The sequence below is a fragment of the Streptomyces sp. CA-135486 genome, from assembly GCF_050936555.1.
In the GTDB taxonomy this organism is placed as follows: domain Bacteria; phylum Actinomycetota; class Actinomycetes; order Streptomycetales; family Streptomycetaceae; genus Streptomyces.
This window is the reverse complement of the sequence record NZ_JBNJMM010000002.1, coordinates 4,023,690-4,038,336: the sequence shown is the minus strand read 5'-3', so window position 1 is coordinate 4,038,336 and position 14,647 is coordinate 4,023,690. Positions and strand designations below refer to the sequence as shown.

Genomic DNA, 14,647 nt, shown 5'->3' with positions numbered 1-14,647 from the left:
CTGTTCAACCTTGGGAGGCACCCGGCGGCACACCATACTCCCCGGCGAACGTACCTCAGCCGCGAACGACCCGGCCGGCCCGCCAGGCAGGTAGGTGCTGTCGAAACCCAACCTCGTGAACAGAACCATGCGGTCAGGTTCTGGGCGAGGGAGGACTTCGTCGACTCCGGCACGGTGGGCATGGGGTCATCCTGCCCGGCCGCGGTGCCTGGTGCTGCGGCACAGTGCGGCCAGTAAGATCCACTTCTGCTGATTGGCTTGCCTGCCTTGCCCGTTGCCTCCGCCTGCCTGATATCGCTGACCGCCTCGCAGAGGCATTGGCTGAAGAAGATGGCCTACGGCCACAAGACCCCTTACCAGGCCCGGATGCGCGCGCAGATCGTGCTGCATGCGGCCAGGGGCCGCTCCCACGCGCGCATCGCCCGCCAGACGGGCCTGCACCTGGACACCGTGCGGAAGTGGCGGGGCCGGTTCGCCGAGGACGGCATGCCCGGGCTGGCCGACCGCAGGCATCCCGGCCGCCTGCCTTCGTTCACGGCGCTGCAGGCCGCCCAGGTCAAGGCGCTGGCCTGCCAATTGCCCGCTGAGGCCGGGGCGCCGCTGTCCCGCTGGTCGTGCCCGGAGCTGGCCCGCGAGGCCATGGCCCGCGGCATCGCCCCGTCCGTGTCGGCCTCCACCGTGCGTCGCTGGCTGGACCAGGACGCGCTCAAGCCCTGGCAGCACCGCTCCTGGATCTTCATTACCGGCCCCGGCTTCCGCCTCAGGGCGGCCCCGTGTGCTGGACCTGTACGCCCGCACCTGGAACGGCATCCCGCTCGGCGAGGACGAGTACGTCATCAGAGCGGATGAGAAGACCTCCATCCAAGCCCGCTGCCGCTGCCACCCCACCCTCGCCCCCGGCAAAGCCCGGGCCATGCGTGAACCACACCTACGGCCGCGGCGGCGCCCTGGCCTACCTGGCCGCCTACGACCTCCACCGCGCCCGCGTGTTCGGCCGCACCGAACCACGCACCGGCATCGCCCCGTTCATGACCCTGGTCACCCAGGTCATGAGCCAAGAACCGTACGCCAGCGCCAAGTGCGTCTTCTGGATCGTCGACAACGGCTCCTCCCACCGCGGGAAGAAGGCAGCCGACCGCCTGGCCGCCGCCTTCCCGAACGCGGTCATGATCCACACCCCGGTACACGCCTCCTGGCTCAACCAGGTGGAGATCTACTTCTCCGTCGTCCAGCGCAAGCTCACCCAACGACTTCACCGACCTCGGCGAGGTCAGGGACCGGCTCCGCGCCTTCGAAGACCGCTACAACGCCACAGCGCAGCCGTTCCAGTGGAGGTTCACCACCTCCGACCTGGACGATCTGCTGGCCAGGCTCGACCGGCACACCGCCGATCACCCGGAAGAATCCTCCGTCGCCCTGGCAGTCCTCAGGGCAGAGGTTCGACGGAGCTGCACCTGTGCGCTTCGGGGATGCGGACACGCGCACGCACGAACCAATCCTGCGCGGCGGCGCTTCTGCGGGACCTGGGACGCTCATTCCCTGTTGTCTATTCCGATCGGCCGCCGAGCGCAGGTCACCACGTCCGCGGCCTCCCCGGGAGGTTACGCTCAGCGCCGGTGTCACGCCTGCCCATCGCGCCGACGCAGACGGGACCGGACGTGCGATCAGCAGGGGTGTCTCGGTGGTGTTCCGTTGGATCGCAGCCCCCCATCGATGCCTGTTCATGTGCGCATTCTGCCGGGTAAGGCCATCCAGCCTCCTGCCGTTACCTCTGTGGTGTGAACAATGACATCTCGCCTCGCTCCATGATCAGGGAAAAGCATATGTTCGGGATAATTGCTGATGGAATAAGGGGTGAGCATGCGTATTGGAAACGCCGCTGTCGCCGTCGCTCTGGCGGTCGCTGCTGTCGCGGTGACGCAGGTGCCGGCGACTGCAGCCGACACGACGACGACCTTCACGGTGTCCGCCACGACGGGTTTGACGATCGGCGCGCCAACAAGTGCCTCTCTTTCTTCGGCGGCGCCGGGGGGCCAGGCGGTTGGCGCGCTCGGCAATATCTCGGTGAATGACCAGCGTTCCGAGCTCAGCACTGACTGGATTGCTACGGTGAGCCTGAGCACGCCTTTCACCACGGGCGGCGGCTCGGCGTCCGAGACGATTTCGGGAGGCTCCGTCGTGTATGACCCCCGGACTGCGATCAATCCGGTCAACCCCCCGTTCACGGCCGGCACTCCGGGAAACCTCGCCTCGCCTCGTACGGCGTTCTCCCGGCCGAACACGGCCGACGGAGCCAACTCCGTCAGCTGGAACCCCCTGCTGACCGTCACTGTGCCGGCGGGCAATGTGTCCGGTGCTTACAGCGGCGTCATTACCCATTCGGTAGCGTGAGCATTTGACGGACGCCCGCACAGGAAAGAGCGCACCCTTCTGGCTCATGAGCGCGGCACTGGCCGTCCTCATGAGTACATTCCCGGCCACGCCCGCTCCCGCCTCGACTCTCCCCTTCGAGCCAGCCGAGCCCGGATACCTCGGTTTCCGGCTCCTCGAAGCGCCGGTAGCCCGGCGCGATGACCCGCGGGCGCTGAAGTACATCGTCGACCACCTGAAGCCGGGAACGACCATCGAGCGCCGCTTCGAGGTGGCCAACGAAAGCCGTAACCGGCGGGAGGTGAGGTTGTATGCGGCTGCGGCGAGGATCGAGAAGAACACTTTCACCTTCGCCGACGCGCACACGCCGAACGAACTGACCGAATGGACCGGCGTCAATCCCGCCCGGCAGACGCTCGATCCGTGGGAGAAAACGGAGGCGAACGTCACGATCAAAGTACCGAAGGTGGCGGCACCGGGAGAGCGGTATGCGGTCGTGTGGGCCGAAAGCGGAACGCCGCCGGATGCCACGCACAACGTCGGCAGCGTCACACGCGTAGGAGTGCGTGTGTATCTGGATGTCAGTGACAGCGGAGAGTACGCAGCCTTCGATATTGACAAGCTCACCGCCATCCGCCAGGAGAACGGTCAGCCTCGCGTCATCGCGCGCGTTCGCAATACAGGGAAGCGGGCACTGGATCTTAGAGGGAAGCTTGACCTCGCGGAGGGTCCTGGAGGACTGAGCGCGGGCGCGTACGAGGTTACTCCCGGCACAACGCTGCCCCCAGGGGGAGCGGGTACTGTCCGGATCGACCTCGACCGGCGTCTGCCCGCGGGTCCGTGGAGGGCACGGTTGCGGCTGGAAAGCGGAACGGTGCGGCGCAGTCTTGCGGCACGACTGACATTTCCAGAACCGGGTGGCAAGGCCTTCGTCTGGCTTCCCGACCCGTCGGGCAGCACGGTGCGGTACGGCCTGGCAGGAGGCCTGATTGTCCTCGGCTCTGCAGCGGCCCTTGTCAGGTACCGGCGCCGACGATGCCCCTGAGTGCCCGCGATATGTAACACCTGCGGATGAATGGCGGATCAGTCAGCGCAGCCGTCTGCTCGGCAGATGCAAATCTGCCCCTGTCCGAATGTTTGTAAGTAAGTACCGGCCGTCGCCGTATCGCATATGGGAGCGTCAGTGGAAGTTCGGTCCGGCTCAGAGTCTCGATTCAGCGTGTGGGGCGGGACTGTGGTGATGTGTGTGGGCGTCCTGGCGTGGCCTCCCATGGAAGCAGTGGGGGCAGAAGCCATGATGGCCCCTGCCGTCTTCGCGATTCCCCAGGCGATTCTGGCCCCGTCCGTGACCGCTCCGGGGTCAGCCACCATAGGGGCCGCGAAGCCCGGACAAACGACGAGCGTGCAACTTGGGCAGCTGAAAGTCACCAACATCGGCGTTCGTAGCTGGACCGCCACGGTGTCCGCGAGCAACTTCACCACTGGAGGGGGCACAGTCGGTGAGACGATTTCGAAGAGCCAGCTGTCGTACCGGTCGGGCCCGATTGTCACGAAGTCCGGCTCCGGAACCTGGATCCCCGGACAGCCCACCGCGGCAGACGCACAGCCTCTAGATGTCCCCCGCCCGGCATTCTCCTACAACGGCGTCATGACCAGCACTTTCGTGACCTGGCTGCCGACGCTGACGATGTCGGTGCCTGCCTCGGCTGTGGCAGGCACCTACACCGGCACCGTGACTCACTCCGTTGCCTAGCGGTCCGATGGCTCGCTGCTGCGTTGGCCGGGGCTAGGGGGTCGTGGTGTTGAGCAGGACCGACACGGTGTCCGCCCCGAGGTTGGCAGTCGTCACATCAGGGAGTGTGTCCTCGTTGAAGTCCCCCACTGCGAGGGAGAACGGGGCAGCGTCGACGGCGAAATCGGCGTTGGTGTCGAAGGTGCCGTCTCCGTTGCCCGGCAGCACCGACACGGTGTTTTCCGACGCGTTGGCCGTCGCCAGGTCGATGTTGGTGTCGCCGTCGAAGTCGACCGCCCTCATTGAGAACGGGCCAGCGCCTGTTGTGTAGTCGACTTTGGCGTCGAGGGTGCCGTCCCCGTTACCGAGCAGCACCGACACCGATGCGGCGTCCAGGTTGGCGACCGCGATGTCGACGTTCGCGTCCACGTCGAAGTCACCCACCAAGATCCGGCTGGGCACCGCTCCGGTCGCGTAGTCGACCTTGGCGTCGAAGGAGCCATCGCCGTTGCCCAGCAGCACCGACACCGTGTCCGCAGCGAAGTTGGACACGACCAGGTCGAGGTTGGCGTCCTCGTCGAAGTCGGCCACCGCCACCCCGTACGGGAAGGACCCTGTCCCGTAGTCGACTTTGGCGTCGAAGGTGCCGTCCCCGTTGCCCAGCAGCACCGACACCACGTCCGCTTCGAGATCGGTCACCGCCAGGTCGGCGTTCGCGTCCTCGTCGAAGTCGCCCACCGCCACCTTGTACGGAGTCGCAGCGGTGCCGTAGTCGACTTTGGCGTCGAAAGTGCCGTCCCCGTTGCCCAGCAGAATCGACACAGTGTTGTCGAAGCTGTTCGTCGCCACCAGGTCGAGGTCACTGTCCTCGTTGAAGTCACCGACCTCGAGCCCGTCCGGATAGTCGCCCGTGGCGTAGTCGACTTTGGCGTCGAAGGTGCCGTCTCCGTTGCCCAGCAGCACCGACACCGAGTCGTCGTCGGAATTGGCGACGGCCTGGTCGTCGAAACCGTCCTCGTCGAAGTCGGCGACATCCACGGAAACGGGACTGGTGCCAGTGCTGTACTCGACATGGGTCGCGAAGGTAGGAGGGGCCGCCATCGCGGAGCCCTGCGCGGTGAACAGGGCCATCACCGCCATCAGGACAGTGACCGCGAATCTCGTACTCCTACGAGCCGTGGCGGTCGAGCGTTTGCGTGGCATGATGCCTCCTTGACGTCATGAATCGGCTTCTCTCTGACCGCCTAGAAATTGTTGCGATGGTGTTCCGGCGCGACGATTCACGCTCAGGTCAGAGCTCATGCATATCCGCCACTCGTGGTCATTCAGTCGGCGCGGTGACAGTCGAGGCGAAAGGGACGCCGCCGACCGGCGTTTGGACTGCAGCTGATCAATCCCCTCTTTCGAGCATCAGCACCGGTACAGCCGCGCAGGTCGCCCGAAGGCATCCGCGGCAGTAAATAGAACCACTCACACGGTCCCGCTCCCTTGATGGGCCGTCAATGGGTAAGTCACGTAGGCAAATCCCATTGTGAAGCAGAGAATATTCCGCGAGGGTTGTGAAGAGTCCTTCATTGCACGCCGGAGCCGCTCGTCAAATCGCACTAATTAGGATTATACTAATAACTCCCCATGTGGAAAACGGCAGGCTCGCGGAACCAGCCGGAAACAATCCACGTTCTCTGCTCAAAGCGGCCTGGATGGGCGGAAGTTGAGGGCGTCTGAAAAGGCCGTCAGCGGGCTGCACTTGCGAGTTGTCAGCGTACAGGTGAACGTGGCTCTGGCAGATTTTCGTTTGCGCCGTGAGGCGCTGTTGGTTCGAGTGAAGTGGAAAACCGTGCGCCACGAGGCGCTGCGATCCGCGTGCGGGTGTGAGACCTGCGCCGTCGTCCCGTCGCAGCGGGACGGCAGAAGCTGAGGGCAGTCGGGTTCGGTAATTCGGCCGGGCCTGATGGAGAGCACCCCCGACAACGACGGGACGCACCGGAACGACCGGACGGTGCGGGTCCGGCAAGCGAGACGGGAAGATGGGCGCGAGGAACCAGCGGTGTAAAGCCCCTCAAGACCTTCGCCAGCTCAAACCCGGTGGATCTGGGCTGGATCGCGGTGCGCACCGCCCGTACGGGCGGGAACTCCTGGATCGGATTGATCTTGCCGGTCGGGAGGCCACGGTGAAGGACTGCGGCGTAACCGTGGCGATGCCGCAGGGGCAAAGCTGGCCGCCTCACCGACAAGCGGATCACAGTGAACGTGGGAACCATCCCGGAGCTCTCGTCCGAGCGCGCTCTCCAGGCGTGTCGGGCGGGAAGGCGCGTCGTCCGTACCCGCAGCCAGGCCCCGTCGGGGTCGGGCCCCAGATCACCGGTGTTCACCAGCGTCTCCGCATCAACTCGGCGGTGCGCGGGTGGTGTTACTACTTCAGGTTCGGGTCGTCCACGGCCACATTCCATTACTGACTTCGGCTCGTCAGGGGGGAGTCCTTCTTCTTGATCGCGACCATGGCGGCGATTCCGAGCAGGCGCTTGAGATTGCTGTTGCCGGGGCGGGTTCGGCCGGACTTGGTGACCCCGGCCGACTCGTTCTGTCCGGGACAGACCCCGATCCAGGAGGCCAGGTGGTGGGCGGAGGCGAACTGGGCCATGTCGCCACCGGTCTCGGCAATGATGATCTCGGCGCCGAGGCGGCCGATCCCTGGGATGGTCTGCAGGACTGCCATGTCCCGCTCGCGGTCGGCAAGCAGCTGGGCGATGCGGCTGTCGAAGGCAGCGATGACGTTCTTCCAGCGGTCGATCTCGTCGAGGTAGTGCCGGACCATGAAGGCGTGGTGGTCGGTGAACTGACCGTCCAGGGCGTTCACGAGGGCGGGGATCTTGTTGCGAGCCTTTCCTCGGGTGAGGTCCGCAAGTCGGGACGGATCGCGTTCGCCGGAGATGAGGGCTTCCAGGATGGCCCGGCCGCTGACGCCGGTGATGTCGCTGAGGACGGCCGAGAGCTTCATGCCGGTGTCCTCGAGTTCTTTCTCCAGCCGCTGGGACTCCCAGCCCGCGGCCCTGACCAACTCGGTGCGGCGACGCGTCAGATCGCGCAGTTCGCGGATGTCGCGTTGCGGGACGAAGGAGGCCATCACCATCCCGGAGGCGCCGGCCCGGGCCAGGAAGGCCGCGTCGCTCGGATCGGTCTTGCGGCCCCGGATGCCCTTGAGATGGGCGGGATTGACCAGCATCAGGTTCAGGTGCGGCTGCAACAGGTAGTAGACGCCGCGCCAGTAGTCCGAGGTCGCCTCCATGACCACCACCTCGACCTGGTGATCGAGGAGCCAGGCCAAAAGGCGCCGTACTTCGACGGTGGTGGTGCCGAATCGCTCCGTCTCCAGCGACCAGCTGCCAGCCCGCTTCGTGGATGGCACGCGGACGCAGGCAAGCAGGAACCGCTTGCCTAAATCCACTCCCGCGGACCGCAGATGGATGACATCGTCCTTCACATCCTGGAGCCGGGGCATCGTTGTCTCCTCCCGCGTGGTGTCCGTGCTCAGCGGGTGCCCCGGAGGGGCCAAGGGAGGAGTCGGAGTCTGACACACGTGCTCCGGCAGCGGAAATCCGATGCCTGGCAACAATCCGTGGTCCCCTGGTCGGCCCCCATCGCCATCCTGTAAAACGAGCTCGCTCGCATCACAGGCCCATCGGCTGACCGGGACGCCCGGCCCCATTTTCCCGTACTCGAGGTGATCAGCGCAGCGATCTCGCCCACCTGTAAAGCGAGCGGCCCTGTCTCACTTTCGGTGGTGACTGACGGTGGCACTATCCGAGGAGGATGCGGTGGCGGAGGACCCGCCCTGACGATCGCGTTCCTCTTTGCCACGGACGTTCTCGAGGAGCACCCTTTCCCCCGCCTGACATCGGCAGATGACGTGAGGTCTCCAGCCGACGACAGACAAAGGCCCCCTAACCGCTCCACGGCCACGTTGAGGATCAATCAGGCAGTCCACTCCCCCGGCGGGAACGCGCGCATCCCCGGACCGACGACGTCAACCTCCGCACCCCCACACGGGACCTCCACACGGCGCGAGCTGTGTTTCGGCAGGGCCAGCGAATTCCGTCGGTTCCTAGGTCAAGTGAGGGCCGCTGGGTGGACGGCTGGGCGATGCCGTTAGCGGGCGTTGGTGCGGGGGACCCATGGGTGCCCGGGGCTTGCCGCTTCAGCGGTGTGGCCCGCACCTGTAGGTGAGGAAGAAGGAGTGCTGCCGGAATGACGACCGCGCGAGAGATCATGACAGGGGGCGCCGAGTGCATCGGCGCCCAGGAGACGGTGCTCGAGGCCGCGAAGAAGATGACCGAGCTGGGGGTGGGTGCGCTGCCGATCTGCGGCACGGACAAGAGGCTCAAGGGCATGCTCACCGACCGCGACATTGTGGTGAAGGTTCTGGGGGTGGGCAAGGATCCGGCCGAGGTGAAGGCCGGTGAGCTGGCGCAGGGCGAGGTGGTCACCATCGGTGCCGACGATGATGCCGAGGAGATCCTGCGCACCATGAGTGAGCACAAGGTCCGGCGTCTGCCCGTCATCGACGGGCACACTCTGGTCGGCATGGTCGCCCAGGCCGACGTCGCCCGCGCCCTGCCGGACCCGAAGGTCGGTGATCTCCTCCAGGCATTGTCCACCGACTGATCGGCCCGTATGCGCGAGAGGGCCAGGCGAGGCCCCCGATTGTGACGCGGTGCTCGGGACTCCTTCTCGCGGATGGAGTCCCCTGCGCCGGGGTTGCGCCTGCTACATGTGCGGCTGGCCGTAGTAGCGGCCGAACTGCTCCAGGTAGGTGGGCTCGCCGGCGTACTTGGCCTCGTCGAATTCGGGAGCGTCTTTGATCTGGTCTTTGGTCCGGTTGACGTAGACCGTTTCTGCGGCCGTGTCGATGCGCTCGATGACCCCGGCGGGCAGCAGTACGCGTCTGCCGAAAATCCAGACTCCGGTGTCCACGACGAGGTGGGAGGAGCCGACATCTTCGGAGTGCTTGTCGATCTTGCCGATGTGGCCGTCGCTGGCTTCAACCTTGTAACCGACGAGGTCGATCCCCTGCTGATATCCCGCGGTCGGTCGATAGCCCCAGATGTCTCCACTCACAGCAGTGCCTCTCGGTGCATGACAGATACGAGCATCCGCCGCTCGTCGTCGAACGTACGTCCGCAGTACCGGATCTGCCACTCGGGCGCCAGTGCGCAGCCGTCGGCCCTCCCGTGGGGAGGCCGGGAGGGACGGCGCGGCCCCCGCCCAAGGTGACAGCACACGGGCGGGGCCAGGGGGTGGGGCATCTCCGCCTGGGGGCTGGGGGATCACCGTCGTCAGAGCATTGCACTGGATTCAGCCAGACAACAGGGTCGTGACTTGAATATGTCGTGGTGGTCGCCGGGCTCGGCGGTAGCTGGGGCGATGCCGTTTCCCGTCGGTGTCGGGCCAGTGGCGCTCCAGCCCTTCGCCAGGCCGGGGGCATCGCCAGATAGGCCAGCGGCAGCCACCACCGGATCCGGATGCCGCGCGGCAGCGCGCAGTCGCGGGCCAGGCACGGGATGAACGCAGCAGCTTCTGAGGAGCATCTATCGCAAGCTGTAGTCCCGGCGCCGCGACGCGGTCCGCCGGGCAAGGGAGTTCCACCTGCTCCGACTGGCGGGCTGCGCGCTCACGTCCTCCGGGTGATGCCGCGCCTGCCGCACTCGCAAGGTGCGTGCCGAGCTCCGGTCGGAGCTGCCTTGGGCTGCTGGCCGCAAGCAGCGGTGAGCCGGGCGGCGAAGGCCCGGCGCCCGTAGAGTCGTACCTATGCCGGACCGCACGCTCGACCAGGTCGAGGCGATCGCCCGCGAAGGCCACGCGCACCAGAGGGACAAGGCCGGACGGCCCTACCTGGAGCATGTCCGGGCCGTGGTTGACGGGGTGAGGGAGCGTGGCGGCTCCGACGAACAGATCGCCGCCGCCTGGCTGCACGACACGATCGAGGACGACGTCCTCTCCCGCGAGTGGCTCGAGTCAGCCGACCTTCCGCAGAACGTGAAGGACCTGGTCGACGCGATGACCAAGCGCCCCGGCGAGGACGACGCGTCGTACACACAGCGGATCCTCGCCACACCGGGCGCCCGCCTCATCAAGGAGGCCGACCTCGCCCACAACGCCAACCCGGACCGGCTCGCCCTCCTCGACGAACCGACCCGCACCCAGCTCCGCGAGAAGTACGCCAGGATGCGGCGGCTGCTCGGCCTGCACGAGCCGTGACGATCTCTCCGTAGACGGTGAGATGACCCACTGTTCGTGCAACCCCCCACTCGCGTGGGTTGACGGTCCCGCCCGGCGGCAGGGCCGGCGTCGCGTGGGCAGACGTAGGAGGTCCCCGTCAGCCCGGCCAGGTTCCGGTCAGCCGGTGTACGGTGCTGGCGCCGCCGCGGTCGACAGCCGCCTTGACCGCGGCGAAGATCGCACCCTGCATCGCGGCGGCGGCCAGGACTTCGCGCCAGTCGCGGTCCTTGTCAGTGGCATCGGGAGCGCCCTCCTCATGGCCGGTGGCCTTCCATACCTGCTTGAACAGCGCACCAGCCAGAGCGCCGCTCACCGCGCCCAGGGCCAGGCCGACCGGCTTGTAGACAACCTCGGATGCTTTCATCGGTTCTTCCTCCTGCGGAAGAGGAGGAAGACGGCGGCCAGAGCCGCCCCGGCGGCCATGAGCAGACTGCGGTTGCTCCGCGCCGCCTGCGCCGCCTGATCGGCCTTGTCACGCACCGCCTCCGGGGTCCTGTCCTGGAGTCTCTCTCCCAGGACGTGAGTGGTCTCGGTCAGCTGCTGCTTGGCATGGGCGGCCTTCTCGCGTACCGGCCCGGATGCCTTGTCTTGCACCATGTGCAGGGCACCGATGGCCTTGCCCTGCACCTGGCTCCGGACCTCGGCGGCCTTCTGCTTCGCCTGCGCTTTGACGTCCGCCTTGGCAGCCAGCGCCTCCACCGTCTCCCCGAGTTCCTCTCGGGTGTCCTCCGCCTGCTCCCGCAGTTCCTCGGGAGTGGGCGTGGAGCCGTTGTCCTGGGACTTGTCGGTCATCGGCGTGCCCTCTCCTTGATCTCGGCGACGTCGCTCTTGACGCCCTCGATGGCTTGTTCCGGGGCGGGCGGGGTGGCCTGGTCCACTTGATTCTTGCCGGCGGCAGCGAGGACACCGGCCACAGCGAGAAGGACGGCGGTCACGGTCAGCGCCGCGCCCCACAGCGGCCACATGAGGTCCAGCGCCACGATCGCGGTGGCCGCCACGGCCTGCAGGGCGAGAAACCCGACCACGCCGGCCCCGCCGAACAGGCCACCGCCGATCCCGAACCGTTTGCCCTTGCGCTGCAACTCCGCCTGCGCCAGTCGCAGCTCCTGCCGCATCAGCTGCGAGATCTGCTCCGATGCCTGTGTGACCAGCTCGCCGACCGACTCCTCGGAATCGTGACGCGGCGGGTAGTCCGGTGACGTGTTCATCGTCGTGACCTCTCTTGCGTTGGCTCGGCGGGTGATCCCCCTTATTGCAGGCATGGCTGCATCCCGCGTACCCGAGCAGGGCCGGCTCATTCGGCTGCCGATGGCCGGCCGGTCTGAGGGATCAGGGCAGCAGCCTGCGGACCAGCAGGCGGGGCGCGTGGTGGATGAGCCAGGCGCTGGCCAGGCCGATGGCGGCGCCGGCCGCCACATCGCTGGGGTAGTGGGCCCCGGTGTGGACGCGCTCGGCGGCCACGATGACTGCCGGAACGGCGGCCGCGGCTCCCCACAACGGCGAGGCGAAAGCCACAGCGGCGGTGAAGCCCACGGCGGCTGCCGTGTGCCCGGACGGGAAGGAGGAGCTGGCCGGACGGTCTTCGACGTCGTCGTGCGGGATCAGCTGCTTGGGCGGCCTGCGTCGGCGGGTGATCTGCTTCGCCACCGCGTTCGACAGCATTTCCGCGGTGAGCATGCTCAGCAGGCCTGCGGCAGGGGCTTTGAATCCGGAGCGGCCAGTTGCGCTGATCATCGCCGCCATGCCCCACCAGAGTTTGGTTCCTTCGGCCGCGGACGCCACGCCGGGCAGCACGTGTCGTGCCCAGGGCGAGTCCCACGCGGCGGCTTGGCGGGTCAGTTGCCGGTCGAGGTGCCGGGCATCATGGAGCAGGCGCATGACCAGCCCATTTCCGTCGTCCGGTATCCCAAACCCCCGGTTCCGGCTGCCGTGTGGCCCTAGCGTGCCGGGTCAGCGGTCGCCCAGCTCCCTGCGTTCTTCATCGGTCCACTTGCGAGTGTCCCGCGGCTGGACGTAGGGCTCTTCGTCCTTGGGGTGGCCGCCGATGATCGCGCGCTCGCGGGCCATCTCCGCGTCGAATTCCAGGCCCAGCAGGATCGCCAGATTCGTGATCCACAGCCACACCAGGAAGATGATCACGCCCGCCAGGGTGCCGTAGGTCTTGTTGTACGAGGCGAAGTTCGCGACGTACAGCGCGAAGCCCGCCGAGGCGATCATCCGGATCACCAGGGCAAGGAAACTGCCCGGGGTGACCCACTTGAAGCCGCGGCCCCGTGCATTGGGTGAGGCCCAGTACAAGATGGCGATCATGATGGTGACCAGCACCACCAGCACCGGCCACTTGGCGATCGACCACACCGTCAACGCCGTGTCCCCCATCCCCAGCGCGGTGCCGACCTGCTTGGCCAGGCTTCCGGTGAACACCACTATCAGCGCACTGACGCAGGCCAGGACCATAAGTACCAGGGTCAGAACCATCCGCAGTGGCGTGATCTTCCAGACCGGGCGGCCCTCGGGGACGTCGTAGACGGCATTCGAGGTGCGGATGAACGCCGCGACATAGCCGGACGCCGACCACAGCGCCATGACCAGGCCGACGATCGCCAGAACGGAACTGGTGCCGCCGGTGGACTGCAGCTGCTCCACCGCGTTGGTGATGATGTCGCGGGCCGATCCCGGCGTGAGCTTGGTGAGATTGTCCAGGACGCTCTGCGTCGCCGACTCCCCCGCGATGCCCAGCAGCGAGACCAGCACCAGAAGGGCGGGGAACAGCGCCAGGATGCCGTAATAGGTCAACGCCGCCGCCCGGTCGGCGAGCTCGTCGTCCTTGAACTCGGCCATCGTGCCTTTCAGTACCGCCCCCCATGACCTCTTGCCCATCGCGGTGGGTTCATCCGGGGCATCGCGCTCCACCTCTGGAGCGGGACCGGGCCGACTGCCGGTCGGCTCCGCCCCCGGGCCTGCACCTCCCCACCCGCCCTCGCGCCGGTACTGCCCGTCCGCTTTGTCACGCCTTGTCGGTTCCATGTCGAACGGGTAACCGCAAACCTCGGCTCCTGAACCTGGTGCTTGACCGGGACGGCGACCCGCACTCCGGGGAGCAGCCAGCCACCATCGGGATGGGGCGATAGCGGTGGGTGATCGTTCGGGATGCGTCGCTGCAGCGGCGCTGTTTCGCTGATGGGGAGCTGTGCCCCAACCACGTCAAGGAGTGATCATGAGCCTTGCAGGCGAGCCCGGCGGTCGTGCCCAGCAGCTGCGCCAGAAGGCGCAGGAGATGGAACAGGCAGCGGAGCGGGTCACTGATCCCGACGAACGGCAGCAGCTGAAGGAGAAGGCCCGCCAGCTCAAGGAGCAGAGCGAACAGGAAAGCGGCAAGGGACCCGGGGACATCGACCCCACGCTGTAGCGCTCCTGTGCAGGCGCCCGCCGGTGGCCTCCCCAAGGCTCCCTTCACCCGGCGGCGTAGCTCTCGGGTTGCGGTGCAGCCCGCCGCTACCACGGAGGAGACGCCGCCCGGGAGCACTCCCAGGAGACCTAAGGCCACTCAGCGCGCAAGTCCTGCAAGCACGTGGTGCCCGTTTCATACTGGAATCGCTCCCTCCGGAGCCGTGATGTGTGATCACAGGGCCCCCGAACGGCTGGACTGTCGCAAGAACCCCGTTCGGGGGTATCGCTGATGGAGCCCGGCAGGGCGGGGCGATGCGGGTTGCCAGGAAGCAGGAGGCCGACAACGGACCGGGGGCCACTCCTTGCGAGATATGGCGCCCCCGACCGACCTGCCGCACGCCCCCGAGACCGAGTGACGTACTGCCAGCCGGGTTAACGAGCCGGCAGTAGCCAGGTCACTCACCGGATCAGGATCCGACCAGGGCCTGCCCAGTCGATAGGCGCGGAGCTGTCCCGTTTCCCGGCGCCGCGACGCGGTTCGCCGGTCAAAGGAGTTCCACCTGATCTGACGGGCCGGCTGCGCGCTCACCTCATCCGGGTGATGCCACGGCGGCCGCACCTCGGACAGCATGCGGGAAAGACGATCCCCCGAGGACCGATGGGAGTGCGGGCATGCGTTACGAGTTCCGCGTCACCGGCCGCCGGTCCAGGCCCATCGCCGAGGCCTTCCCCGAACTGGAGGAAGTCCCCGCGGCACCGCAGACGCTGCTCTTCGGCCCCGTCACCGACGAGGCGCATCTGTACGGACTGCTCATGCGCTTCCAGGACTTGGTCCTGCACATGGTGGAGATGCGCCGACTACCGGACTGACCAGCTCCC

General features: G+C 66.9%; 17 protein-coding genes. 9 read left to right on the top strand and 8 right to left on the bottom strand.

Annotated features, from left to right (window positions below):
- The first annotated feature begins 267 nt into the window (after window positions 1-267).
- The 5 genes from ACQEVG_RS38050 (at window position 268) to ACQEVG_RS38030 (ending at window position 4,123) form a co-directional block, all read left to right on the top strand.
- Window positions 268-849, top strand: a complete 582-nt coding sequence (locus tag ACQEVG_RS38050; protein WP_432992722.1) for a helix-turn-helix domain-containing protein — start codon at window positions 268-270, stop codon at window positions 847-849.
- Complete coding sequence (locus ACQEVG_RS38045) at window positions 846-1,745, top strand: transposase (protein WP_432992719.1); 900 nt, start codon at window positions 846-848, stop codon at window positions 1,743-1,745. The genes ACQEVG_RS38050 and ACQEVG_RS38045 overlap by 4 nt, the downstream gene beginning before the upstream one ends.
- A gap of 115 nt (window positions 1,746-1,860) precedes the next feature.
- On the top strand, window positions 1,861-2,391 hold the full coding sequence (locus tag ACQEVG_RS38040; RefSeq protein ID WP_432992716.1) for a hypothetical protein: 531 nt from the start codon (window positions 1,861-1,863) through the stop codon (window positions 2,389-2,391).
- 46 nt (window positions 2,392-2,437) lie between these two features.
- A complete protein-coding gene (locus ACQEVG_RS38035; protein WP_432992713.1) occupies window positions 2,438-3,415 on the top strand; it encodes a peptidase in 978 nt (325 codons plus the stop codon).
- A gap of 234 nt (window positions 3,416-3,649) precedes the next feature.
- Complete coding sequence (locus ACQEVG_RS38030; protein ID WP_432992710.1) at window positions 3,650-4,123, top strand: hypothetical protein; 474 nt, start codon at window positions 3,650-3,652, stop codon at window positions 4,121-4,123.
- A 33-nt stretch (window positions 4,124-4,156) separates the two neighbouring features.
- On the opposite strand, the gene ACQEVG_RS38025 is transcribed toward ACQEVG_RS38030, so the two are convergent.
- Window positions 4,157-5,305 (bottom strand): FG-GAP repeat domain-containing protein, encoded by a 1,149-nt coding sequence (locus ACQEVG_RS38025; RefSeq protein WP_432992707.1) that lies wholly within the window; start codon window positions 5,303-5,305, stop codon window positions 4,157-4,159.
- Window positions 5,306-6,551: 1,246 nt separating this feature from the next.
- Window positions 6,552-7,601, bottom strand: a complete 1,050-nt coding sequence (locus tag ACQEVG_RS38020) for an IS110 family transposase (protein WP_432992704.1) — start codon at window positions 7,599-7,601, stop codon at window positions 6,552-6,554.
- 746 nt (window positions 7,602-8,347) lie between these two features.
- Between ACQEVG_RS38020 and ACQEVG_RS38015 the strand changes: the two genes are divergently transcribed.
- Entirely contained in the window at window positions 8,348-8,764 is a 417-nt protein-coding gene (locus ACQEVG_RS38015; protein WP_432992701.1) for a CBS domain-containing protein, read from the top strand.
- 102 nt (window positions 8,765-8,866) lie between these two features.
- Here ACQEVG_RS38015 and ACQEVG_RS38010 read toward each other — a convergent pair whose 3' ends face one another.
- On the bottom strand, window positions 8,867-9,217 hold the full coding sequence (locus ACQEVG_RS38010) for a PRC-barrel domain containing protein (protein ID WP_432992698.1): 351 nt from the start codon (window positions 9,215-9,217) through the stop codon (window positions 8,867-8,869).
- A gap of 690 nt (window positions 9,218-9,907) precedes the next feature.
- Here ACQEVG_RS38010 and ACQEVG_RS38005 point away from each other — a divergent pair.
- The gene (locus tag ACQEVG_RS38005; RefSeq protein WP_432992695.1) at window positions 9,908-10,357 is read left to right on the top strand and encodes an HD domain-containing protein; all 450 of its coding nucleotides are present in this window, start codon (window positions 9,908-9,910) and stop codon (window positions 10,355-10,357) included.
- A gap of 118 nt (window positions 10,358-10,475) precedes the next feature.
- On the opposite strand, the gene ACQEVG_RS38000 is transcribed toward ACQEVG_RS38005, so the two are convergent.
- The 5 genes from ACQEVG_RS38000 to ACQEVG_RS37980 all read right to left on the bottom strand — a co-directional run bounded on the left by ACQEVG_RS38000 (window position 10,476) and on the right by ACQEVG_RS37980 (window position 13,405).
- Complete coding sequence (locus ACQEVG_RS38000; RefSeq protein ID WP_432992692.1) at window positions 10,476-10,742, bottom strand: DUF4235 domain-containing protein; 267 nt, start codon at window positions 10,740-10,742, stop codon at window positions 10,476-10,478.
- Window positions 10,739-11,170: a DUF3618 domain-containing protein gene (locus ACQEVG_RS37995; RefSeq protein WP_432992688.1), complete on the bottom strand. Its 432-nt coding sequence runs from the start codon at window positions 11,168-11,170 to the stop codon at window positions 10,739-10,741. The genes ACQEVG_RS38000 and ACQEVG_RS37995 overlap by 4 nt, the downstream gene beginning before the upstream one ends.
- Entirely contained in the window at window positions 11,167-11,586 is a 420-nt protein-coding gene (locus tag ACQEVG_RS37990; protein ID WP_432992685.1) for a phage holin family protein, read from the bottom strand. The genes ACQEVG_RS37995 and ACQEVG_RS37990 overlap by 4 nt, the downstream gene beginning before the upstream one ends.
- A gap of 121 nt (window positions 11,587-11,707) precedes the next feature.
- Window positions 11,708-12,256, bottom strand: coding sequence for a phosphatase PAP2 family protein (locus tag ACQEVG_RS37985; RefSeq protein WP_432992682.1), 549 nt, complete (start codon window positions 12,254-12,256; stop codon window positions 11,708-11,710).
- 72 nt (window positions 12,257-12,328) lie between these two features.
- A complete protein-coding gene (locus ACQEVG_RS37980) occupies window positions 12,329-13,405 on the bottom strand; it encodes a YihY/virulence factor BrkB family protein (RefSeq protein ID WP_432992679.1) in 1,077 nt (358 codons plus the stop codon).
- A 190-nt stretch (window positions 13,406-13,595) separates the two neighbouring features.
- Here ACQEVG_RS37980 and ACQEVG_RS37975 point away from each other — a divergent pair, with 190 nt between their 5' ends.
- Together ACQEVG_RS37975 and ACQEVG_RS37970 are read left to right on the top strand one after the other, a co-directional pair.
- Window positions 13,596-13,787, top strand: coding sequence for a DUF6381 family protein (locus ACQEVG_RS37975; RefSeq protein ID WP_432992676.1), 192 nt, complete (start codon window positions 13,596-13,598; stop codon window positions 13,785-13,787).
- Between the two features lie 653 nt (window positions 13,788-14,440).
- The gene (locus ACQEVG_RS37970; protein ID WP_432992673.1) at window positions 14,441-14,638 is read left to right on the top strand and encodes a hypothetical protein; all 198 of its coding nucleotides are present in this window, start codon (window positions 14,441-14,443) and stop codon (window positions 14,636-14,638) included.
- The last annotated feature ends 9 nt before the right edge of the window (window positions 14,639-14,647 follow it).

What these genes read in the sequence shown, in the direction of transcription:
- ACQEVG_RS38005 (WP_432992695.1), top strand. Translation starts at nt 9,908, where the DNA reads ATGCCGGACCGCACGCTCGACCAGGTCGAGGCGATCGCCCGCGAAGGC.
- ACQEVG_RS37970 (WP_432992673.1), top strand. Translation starts at nt 14,441, where the DNA reads ATGCGTTACGAGTTCCGCGTCACCGGCCGCCGGTCCAGGCCCATCGCC.
- ACQEVG_RS37980 (WP_432992679.1), bottom strand. Translation starts at nt 13,405, where the DNA reads ATGGAACCGACAAGGCGTGACAAAGCGGACGGGCAGTACCGGCGCGAG.
- ACQEVG_RS37985 (WP_432992682.1), bottom strand. Translation starts at nt 12,256, where the DNA reads ATGCGCCTGCTCCATGATGCCCGGCACCTCGACCGGCAACTGACCCGC.
- ACQEVG_RS38015 (WP_432992701.1), top strand. Translation starts at nt 8,348, where the DNA reads ATGACGACCGCGCGAGAGATCATGACAGGGGGCGCCGAGTGCATCGGC.
- ACQEVG_RS38020 (WP_432992704.1), bottom strand. Translation starts at nt 7,601, where the DNA reads ATGCCCCGGCTCCAGGATGTGAAGGACGATGTCATCCATCTGCGGTCC.
- ACQEVG_RS37990 (WP_432992685.1), bottom strand. Translation starts at nt 11,586, where the DNA reads ATGAACACGTCACCGGACTACCCGCCGCGTCACGATTCCGAGGAGTCG.
- ACQEVG_RS38045 (WP_432992719.1), top strand. Translation starts at nt 846, where the DNA reads ATGAGAAGACCTCCATCCAAGCCCGCTGCCGCTGCCACCCCACCCTCG.
- ACQEVG_RS37995 (WP_432992688.1), bottom strand. Translation starts at nt 11,170, where the DNA reads ATGACCGACAAGTCCCAGGACAACGGCTCCACGCCCACTCCCGAGGAA.
- ACQEVG_RS38040 (WP_432992716.1), top strand. Translation starts at nt 1,861, where the DNA reads ATGCGTATTGGAAACGCCGCTGTCGCCGTCGCTCTGGCGGTCGCTGCT.
- ACQEVG_RS38000 (WP_432992692.1), bottom strand. Translation starts at nt 10,742, where the DNA reads ATGAAAGCATCCGAGGTTGTCTACAAGCCGGTCGGCCTGGCCCTGGGC.
- ACQEVG_RS37975 (WP_432992676.1), top strand. Translation starts at nt 13,596, where the DNA reads ATGAGCCTTGCAGGCGAGCCCGGCGGTCGTGCCCAGCAGCTGCGCCAG.
- ACQEVG_RS38025 (WP_432992707.1), bottom strand. Translation starts at nt 5,305, where the DNA reads ATGCCACGCAAACGCTCGACCGCCACGGCTCGTAGGAGTACGAGATTC.
- ACQEVG_RS38035 (WP_432992713.1), top strand. Translation starts at nt 2,438, where the DNA reads ATGAGCGCGGCACTGGCCGTCCTCATGAGTACATTCCCGGCCACGCCC.